Origin of the sequence: Actinoplanes sp. NPDC020271 (genome assembly GCF_044388125.1) — a bacterium.
Lineage (GTDB): Bacteria > Actinomycetota > Actinomycetes > Mycobacteriales > Micromonosporaceae > Actinoplanes.
Genome location: NZ_JBIRWQ010000062.1, coordinates 1 through 9,555, shown reverse-complemented (window position 1 = coordinate 9,555; position 9,555 = coordinate 1). Strand labels below are relative to the sequence as shown.

The 9,555-nt window shown below is 75.3% G+C and carries 2 protein-coding genes; both read left to right on the top strand.

Annotated elements, in window-relative coordinates:
- Window positions 1-5,676, top strand: a 5,676-nt coding sequence (locus ACH442_RS47435; protein WP_396344811.1) for an SDR family NAD(P)-dependent oxidoreductase, incomplete at its 5' end; no start/stop codon positions are given.
- A 54-nt stretch (window positions 5,677-5,730) separates the two neighbouring features.
- Window positions 5,731-9,555, top strand: a 3,825-nt coding sequence (locus tag ACH442_RS47430) for a type I polyketide synthase (RefSeq protein WP_396344810.1), incomplete at its 3' end; no start/stop codon positions are given.

Genomic DNA, 9,555 nt, shown 5'->3' with positions numbered 1-9,555 from the left:
TATTCGTCGGCGGCCGGGATCTTCGGCAACGCCGGGCAGGGCAACTACGCGGCGGCCAACGCGTTCCTCGACGCCTACGCGGCGCAGCTGCGCGGTCAGGGCATCCCGGCGACCTCGATCGCCTGGGGCCTGTGGGACGCCGGCCTCGGCGCGGCCCTGACCGAAACGGATCGGCGCCGGATGGCGGCCGCCGGATTCGGTGCCCTGGACGCGCAGGCCGGCCTGGCGCTGTTCGACGCGGCCGTGGCCGCCGGGCAGCCGCTCGTCGTGCCGATGCGCCTGGACCTGGCGGCGGTGCGCCGCGCGGGTGACCCGCACCCGCTGCTGACCGGCCTGGTCCCGGCCGTGACGCGGCGGCGCGCGGCGGCCTCCCCGCGCGGCACCGCCGCCTCGCTCACCCTGGACCTGGCCGGGCTGGAGGAGGCCGATCGGCTCGCGGCCACCCTCGCCACCGTGCGAGCCGCGGCCGCCGCCGTCCTGGGTTACCCGTCGGCCGACGCGATCCCGGCCGCGCGCGCGTTCCGGGAACTCGGCTTCGACTCGCTGACCGCCGTCGAGTTGCGCAACCGGCTCGCGAGCGACACCGGGCTGCGGCTGCCGGCGACGCTGATCTTCGACTACCCGAACGCCACCGCGCTGGCCGAGCACCTCGTGGCGGCGCTGGCTCCGCGGGCCGCGGTCCTCCCGGCCGAGGTGATCCCGGCGTCCGCCGCGGTCACCGGCGACCCGATCGTCATCGTCGGCATGGCCTGCCGCTATCCCGGTGGCGTGAACAGCCCGGAGGAGCTGTGGGAGCTGGTCGCGCAGGGACGCGACGGCATCGGGCGGTTCCCGGACAACCGGGGCTGGGACATCGAGAACCTCTACCACCCGGACCCGGACAACCCCGGGACCTCGTACGCCCGGGAGGGCGGTTTCCTCTACGACGCGGCCGACTTCGACCCGGGCCTGTTCGGGATCTCGCCGCGCGAGGGCATGGCCATGGACCCGCAGCAGCGGCTGCTGCTGGAGAGCGCGTGGGAGACCCTGGAGCGCGCCGGCGTCGACCCGCTCGGGCTGCGCGGCTCGCGGACCGGCGTGTTCGTCGGCCTGATGTACCACGACTACCTGGGCCGGCTCACCGCCGTGCCGGAGGAGGTCGAGGGCTTCCTCGGCACCGGCAACTCGGGCAGCGTCGCCTCCGGGCGCATCGCCTACACGTTCGGCCTGGAGGGCCCGGCCGTCACCGTCGACACGGCGTGCTCGTCGTCGCTGGTCTCGCTGCACCTGGCGGTGCAGGCGCTGCGCTCGGGCGAGTGCGACCTGGCGCTGGCCGGCGGCGTCACCGTGATGGCCACCCCGGACACGTTCACCGGGTTCAGCCGGCAGCGCGGGCTGGCCGCCGACGGCCGGTGCAAGTCGTTCGCGGCCGCCGCCGACGGCACCGGCTGGGGTGAGGGCGTCGGCATGCTGCTGGTGGAGCGCCTGTCCGACGCCGAACGCCACGGGCACCGCGTGCTCGCGCTCGTGCGCGGCACCGCGGTCAACCAGGACGGCGCCTCCAACGGCCTCACCGCCCCGAACGGGCCCGCCCAGCAGCGCGTGATCCGGCAGGCGCTGGCCAACGCCGGCCTCGCGCCCGGTGACGTCGACGCCGTCGAGGCGCACGGCACCGGCACCACTCTCGGCGACCCGATCGAGGCACAGGCGCTGCTGGCCACGTACGGGCAGGACCGTGAGCAGCCGCTGTGGCTCGGCTCGATCAAGTCGAACATCGGCCACACCCAGGCCGCGGCCGGCGCCGCCGGCATCATCAAGATGATCCAGGCCATGCGGTACGGCGTTCTGCCGCCCACCCTGCACGTGGACGAGCCGACCCCGCAGGTCGACTGGTCCGCCGGCCACGTCGCCCTGCTCACCGGCGCGCAGCCCTGGCCGGCCGGCCCGCGGCCGCGCCGGGCCGGCGTCTCCTCGTTCGGGATCAGCGGCACCAACGCGCACGTGATCCTGGAGGAACCCCCGGCACCGGCCACCCCGGCGCCCTCCGTGGCCCGCGTCGTGCCGCTCGTGGTGACGGCCAACGACCCGGCCGCGCTGGCCGCCCAGGTCGCCCGGGTACGCGGCATCCACGACGACCCGGCGGTGGTCGGTCACGCGCTGACCAGCCGGGCCGTGCTGCCGCACCGGGCGGTGCTGCTCAGCGGTGAGCAGGAGCCGGTCGCGACGGGCCGCGCCGCCGAGGGCCGCCTCGCCATGGTCTTCACCGGCCAGGGGTCGCAGCGCGCCGGTATGGGCCGGGAGCTGTACGCGGCGTTCCCGGTCTTCGCCGAGGCCTTCGACGAGGTCACCGCGCTGCTGGAGATCCCGGACCTGCAGCCGGAACAGACCGGGTGGGCGCAACCGGCGATCTTCGCGGTCGAGGTGGCGCTGCTGGCGCTGCTGCGGTCGTGGCGGATCACGCCGGACGTGGTCGCCGGTCACTCCATCGGCGAGATCACCGCGGCGTACGCGGCCGGGGTGCTTTCCCTGGCCGACGCGGCGAGGCTGGTCTCGGCCCGGGCGCGGCTGATGCAGGCGCTGCCGGCCGGTGGCGTGATGCTCGCGGTGCAGGCCTCCGAGGGGGAGGTGCGCGCGGCGTTCCCGGACGTGGACCTCGCGGCGGTCAACGGCCCGGCCGCGGTGGTGGTCGCCGGCCCGGAGTCCGTCGTCGCGCCGGTCGAGAGCCACGGCTGGACAACCACCCGGCTGCGGACCAGCCACGCGTTCCACTCCCGGCTCATGGACCCGATGCTCGACGAGTTCCGCGCGGTGGTGCGCACGCTGAGCTTCCAGACGCCCCGGCTGACCGGGAGCGCCCGGTGGGCCGACCCCGAGTACTGGGTGACGCAGGTGCGCGACACGGTCCGCTTCGCCGACACCGTCGCCGCCCTCGACACGGCCCGGGTCCTGGAGGTCGGCCCGGACGCCGTGCTCACCGCCATGATCCAGGACGCCCGCCCCGAGCTGACCGCCGCCGCCACCCTGCGCCGGGGCCGCGGCGAGGTGGCCACCCTGCTCACCGCGGTGGCGCACCTCTTCGTCGCCGGGCAGGACGTGGACTGGGCGGCCACCTTCGGCACCGGTCCCGCGCCGGTGCTCGACCTGCCCACCTACCCGTTCCAGCGGCAACGGCTCTGGATCGACGTCATCGACACCACCGGTGACCTCAGCGGCGCCGGGCTGCGCGAGGCCGGCCACCCGCTGCTCGGCGCGGAGATCACCCTTCCCGACGGTGACACCCGCCTGTTCACCGGCCGGCTCACCGCCGCCACGCCGGGCTGGCTGGCCGACCACACCGTCTTCGGCACCGTGCTCGTGCCGGGCGCCGCGCTCGCCGACGTCGCGCTGGCCGCCGGCGAACGCGCGGGCACGCCGGTCCTCGACGAGCTGCTGCTGCAGGCGCCGCTGATCGTGCCGGCCACCGTCCGGGTCACGGTCGGTGAGCCCGGCGCAGACGGCCGGCGTGCGGTGATCATCTACTCGCAGCCCGACGGCGGTGACGGCTGGACCGCCCACGCGACCGGCACGCTGTCCGACACCGCGCCGGAACCGGTCGTGCTCCCGGACGTCACCGGCGCGCCGATCGAGCTGGACGGGCTCTACGAGCGGCTCGCCGACGCGGGACTGCGCTACGGACCGGCCTTCCAGGGCTTGACCGGCGTGGCCGGCAACGAAGAAGAGCTGCTCGCCGACGTACGCGTCGACAACCTCGACACCGACGGCTACGGGGTGCACCCGGCCCTGCTCGACGCGGCCCTGCACGCCATCGGCGCGGCCGGCCTGTTCGACGGCGCCGTACGACTGCCGTTCGCGGTCAACGGCGCCCGCCTGCACGCCGCCGGCGCGACCGCGCTGCGGGTGCACCTGACCCGTACCGGGGACAGCTCGGTCCGGGTGATCGCCCTGGACACCACGGGCGCGCCGGTGCTGACCATCGACGAGCTGGCGTTCCGGCCGGTGACCGAGGACCAGGTGCAGGCGGGTCCCGGCTTCCGGTCGCTGTACGGGGTGGACTGGGTGCCGCAGCAGGTTATGCCGGGCGAGAAGCCGGTGGTGATCCCGCTCGGCGAGCCGCTGCCGGCGCCCGCGCCGGTGCTGCTGATCGACGCGGGCAAACCCGGCGACGCGCTGGAGCGGGCGACGCGGCTGCTGACGACGTTGCAGGCGTGGCTCGGCGACCCGGCCTGGGCGCAGTCGCGGCTGGTCGTGCGGACCTCCGGTGCCGCCGGAGACGACGTGACCGACCCCGACGGCGGAGCGTTGTGGGGCCTGGTGCGCACGGCGCAGGCGGAGAACCCCGGCCGGATCCACCTGGTCGACGGCCCGGACGACACGTTCCTCCCGGTGCCGCAGGTGATCGTCCGTGACGGGGTGGTGCGGGTGCCGCGGCTGGCCCGGGTGCGGGCGCAGGACAGCGCCGCCGACTTCGGGGACGGTGCCGTGGTCGTCACCGGGGCCACCGGCACGCTCGGCGGTCTCGTGGCCGAGCACCTGGTGCGGGCTCACGGCGTACGCCGGCTGATTCTGATCTCCCGGTCGGCGAAGCCGACGACCATCGAGGGCGCCGACGTCCGATCGGTCGCCTGTGACCTCGCGGACGCCGCCGCGGTGCGTGCCGCGCTGGCCGGCGAGCGGGTCACGGCGGTGGTGCACGCGGCCGGGGTGCTCGACGACGGCACCCTGGAGTCGATGACGCCGGAGCGGCTGGCGACGGTGTTCGCCGCCAAGGTCGACGCGGTCCGCAACCTGGTCGCGGCCACCTCCGGCCTGTCGGCGCTGGTGCTGTTCTCCTCCGCCTCCGGCCTGTTCGGCAACGCGGGCCAGGCCAATTACAGCGCCGCCAACACGTTCCTCGACGCCTACGCCGCCCACCTGCGCGGTCAGGGGATCCCGGCGACCTCGGTCGCGTGGGGCCTGTGGGCGGCCGGCATGGGCCAGGGCGTCGACCGGGCACGACTGGCCCGCGGCGGGTTCGGCGCGCTGAGCGCCGCCGACGGCCTCGCCGGCTTCGACGCGGCGATCCGTTCCGGACGTTCCCTGGTCGCGCCGATCGTGCTGGACCTGGCCGCGGTCCGGGCCGGCGGCGAGGCGCCCGAGCTGCTGCGCGGGCTGGTTCCCGCGCCGCGCCGGGCCGGTGCGGCCGCACCGGCCGCCCCGCGCCTGGCCGACGAGCTGGCCCGGCTCGACGACGCGGACCGGGAGAAGGCGCTGCGCGAGCTGATCCGGGCACGGACCGCCGGTGTGCTCGGGTACGCCGCACCCAAGGACGTCGACCCGGCCCGCGGCTTCCTGGAGCTCGGCTTCGACTCGCTCACCGCGGTCGAGCTGCGCAACCGGCTCAGCGCCGAGACCGGGCTGCGCCTGACCGCGACCCTGCTGTTCGACCACCCGTCGCCGGTCGCGCTGGCCCGGCACCTGGCCGGGCTGCTGCGCCCGGAGCGGCCCGCCGACGCCGTGCTGGCCGAGCTGGTCGTCCTGGAGGACCGTCTGCGGGCGGCCGCGCTGGACGAGGCGCAGCGGGCCGAGGTCGGCTCGCGGCTGCGCGCGCTCGCCGCGAGCTGGGCCGCGCCCGCGTCCGCCGCCGCCGGCGAGGACGACCTGCAGTCGGCCACCGCCGACGAGATCTTCGACCTTCTCGACGAGCTCGGCACCCCGTGAGCCGGTCCCCGGCGCCCTCTCGTCAGCCCTCGACGAACCGAAAGCGGTCCCGCCATGACCTCCGCCCCTGACGCCGCCGGCGCTGAGGAGAAGTACCTCGCCTACCTCAAGCGGGCCACCACCGACCTGCGGGCGGCCCGCCGCCGCATCGACGAGCTGGAGTCGCGCGGCAGCGAACCCCTGGCGATCATCGCGATGAGCTGCCGGTACCCCGGCGGGGTCGCCGGACCGGAGGACCTGTGGCGCCTGGTCGCCGCGGGCGCCGACGCCATCGGTGACCCGCCCGGCGACCGCGGCTGGGAGATCGAGGGGCTCTACGACCACGAGTCCGGCGAGATCGACCGCGGCGCGCGCCTCGAAGGCGGCTTCCTGCCGGACGCGGCCGGCTTCGACCCGGACCTGTTCGGCATCTCGCCGCGCGAGGCGCTCGCGATGGACCCGCAGCAGCGGCTGCTGCTGGAGACCACGTGGGAGGCGTTCGAGCGGGCCGGCATCGACCCGGCCGCGGTGCCGTTCCGGCGCACCGGCGTGTTCGCCGGCGTGATGTACCACGACTACGGCTCACGTCCGCTGGACCTGCCCGACGGGGTGGCCGGCCACCTCGGCAACGGCAACTCCGGCAGCGTCGCGTCCGGGCGCATCGCCTACACGTTCGGGCTGGAGGGACCGGCCGTCACCGTCGACACCGCGTGCTCGTCGTCGCTGGTGGCGCTGCACCTGGCCGGCCAGGCGCTGCGCAACGGCGAGTGTGACCTGGCGCTGGCCGGCGGCGTGACGGTGATGGCCACGCCGACCACGTTCGTCGAGTTCAGCCGGCAGGGCGGGCTCGCCGCCGACGGCCGGTGCAAGTCGTTCGCCGCGGCCGCCGACGGCACCGGCTGGGGCGAGGGCGTCGGCATGCTGCTGCTCGAACGCCTCTCTGACGCGCAACGCAACGGGCACCCGATCCTCGCGGTGGTGCGCAGCTCGGCGGTCAACCAGGACGGCGCGTCCAGTGGCCTGACCGCGCCGAACGGGCCGTCGCAGCAGCGGGTGATCCGGGCGGCGCTGGCGGCCGGCGGCCTGTCGCCGGCCGACGTGGACGCGGTCGAGGCGCACGGTACCGGCACCCGCCTGGGTGACCCGATCGAGGCGCAGGCGCTGCTCGCCACGTACGGCCAGGGGCGCACGACCCCGCTCTATCTGGGCTCGGTGAAGTCCAATCTCGGTCACACCCAGGCGGCCGCGGGTGTGGCCGGCGTGATCAAGATGGTCGAGGCGATGCGGCACGGCGTGCTGCCGGCGACGCTGCACGTGGACGCGCCGACCCCGCAGGTCGACTGGTCGGCCGGCCGGGTCGAGCTGCTGACCGCGGCCCGCGACTGGCCCACGGCCGACCGCCCGCGCCGGGCGGCGGTCTCCTCGTTCGGCATCAGCGGCACCAACGCGCACGTCATCCTGGAGCAGGCCCCGGCCGTTCCGGATCGGGAGCTCGAACCGGCTCCGACCACCCTGCCGGTGGTCCCGCTGGTGATCACGGCCAAGTCCGCCGTCTCTCTTCACGACCAGATTGCCCGCGTACGAGCCTCGACCGCCCCGAAGCTGGACATCGGCCTGACGCTGACCTCCCGCGCGGTGCTGGAGCGGCGTGCGGTGCTGCTCGGCGACACCGAGGTCAGCGGTGTCGCCTCCGAGGGCCGGCTGGCGATCGTCTTCACCGGTCAGGGTTCGCAGCGCGTCGAGATGGGCCGCGAGCTGTATCAGGCGTTCCCGGTGTTCGCGCAGGCGTTCGACGAGGTGTCGGCGTTGCTGGACGTTCCGGATCTGGACGCCGATCAGACGGGGTGGGCGCAGCCGTCGATCTTCGCGTTGGAGTTGGCGCTGCTGGCGCTGGTCCGTTCGTGGGGCATCACCGCGGACGTGTTCGCCGGTCATTCGATCGGCGAGATCACGGCCGCGTACGCGCGCGGCGATCTGTCGCTGGCGGACGCGGCGACGCTGGTCTCGGCGCGGGCGCGATTGATGCAGGCGCTACCCGCCGGTGGTGTCATGCTGGCCGTGCAGGCTTCCGAGGACGAGGTGTGCGCCGCGTTCCCCGACGTGGACCTGGCCGCGGTCAACGGTCCGGGGTCGGTTGTCGTCGCCGGACTGGAAGAGGACGTTGCGCCGGTGGAGGCGCACGGGTGGAAGACGACGCGGCTGCGGACCAGTCACGCGTTCCACTCGCGGTTGATGGACCCGATGCTGGACGAGTTCCGGGCGGCGATCGCGGCGATCCCGGACGCTGACTATTGGGTCGGTCACGTGCGTGACACGGTCCGCTTCGCCGACACGATCGCGGCGCTCGACGCGGACCGGGTGCTGGAACTCGGCCCGGACACCGTGCTGGCCACGCTGGCTCGTGAGGCCGACCTGGTCGCCGTGGCGGCGCTGCGCCGTGGGCGGTCCGAGGTCGAGACGCTGCTGACCGCGGTGGCGGAGCTCTTCGTGCGTGGTCAGGACGTCCGGTGGAGCGCGCTGTTCGAGGGGACCGGCGCCCGGCGGGCCGACGTGCCGACCTACCCCTTCGCTCACCAGCGGTACTGGCTGGACACCCTGGCCGACACCGGTGACGTCACCACCGCCGGCCTGCTCGCCGCCGACCACCCACTGCTCGGCGCGGCCGCGCTGCTCGCCGACGGCGACGGTGCCCTGCTCACCGGGCGCCTCGCCGCCGGGTCACCGGGCTGGCTCACCGACCACCGGGTGCACGGCACCGTGCTCGTCCCCGGCACCGCGCTGCTCGACCTGGTCCTGGCGGCCGGCCGCCGGTTCGGCGTCGACGGGGTCGAGGAGCTGGTCCTGCGCGAGCCGCTGGTGATCCCGCCGCACACCGGCGTCCGGATCCAGGTGCGCGTGGGGGCGGCCGACGACGCGAGCCGGCGGACGGTGACCGTCTACGGCCAGCCCGAGGACGCCGATGACGAGTGGACCACCCACGCCGTCGGCACCCTCGCCCCGGGCACGGCGGCGGCGCCGGACCTGAGCCTGGTCGCCTGGCCGCCAGCCGGCGCCGACGAGATCCCGGTTGACGGGCTGTACGAGAGCCTGGCCGAGGCGGGACTCGGCTACAGCGGGGTGTTCCGCGGCCTGCGGCGGGTGTGGCGGGCCGGCGGCACGGTCTACGCGGATGTCGCCGCCGACCTGGCCGCCGACGGCTTCGGTGTGCACCCGGCGCTGTTCGACGCCGCCCTGCACGCGATCGGCGCCGGTGACCTGGTTCCCGGCAGCGAGGTGCGACTGCCGTTCAGCTTCACCGGCGTACGGGTCAGCGGCGTGGCCTCCGGCCAGCTGCGGGTCCGGCTGACCCGCGCGGACGGCGCCGACGCGGTGCGGCTGCTGCTCGCCGACGGCGCGGGACTTCCGCTCGTCGAGGTGGACGCTCTGCAACTGCGGCCGGCCGCGGTGACCCGGGACCGCAACGTGTTCGGGGTCGAGTGGGTTCCGCAGCCGGTCACGCCGGGTGCGAGCCCGGTCGTCATGACGCTGGGGGCGCCGCTGCCGGCGCCGGCTCCGGTGCTGCTGGTCGACGCCACCGCGCCCGGCGCCGCGCTGGAGCGGTCCACCCTCCTGCTGACCCTGCTGCAGACCTGGCTGGCCGACCCGGCCTGGGCGTCGTCGAGGCTCGTCGTGCGGACCTCCGGCGCGGTGGGTGACCTCGTGACCGACCCGGACGGGGCCGCGCTGTGGGGGCTGGTGCGCAGCGCGCAGTCGGAGCATCCGGATCGGATTCATCTGCTGGACGGATCGGAGGACGTGTTCTATCCGGTGCCGCAGGCGCGGGTGCGTGACGGTGTGGTGGAGGTGCCGCGCCTGGTCCGGGTCACCGCCGGTGGGACGCCGGACTTCGGTGCTGGTGCG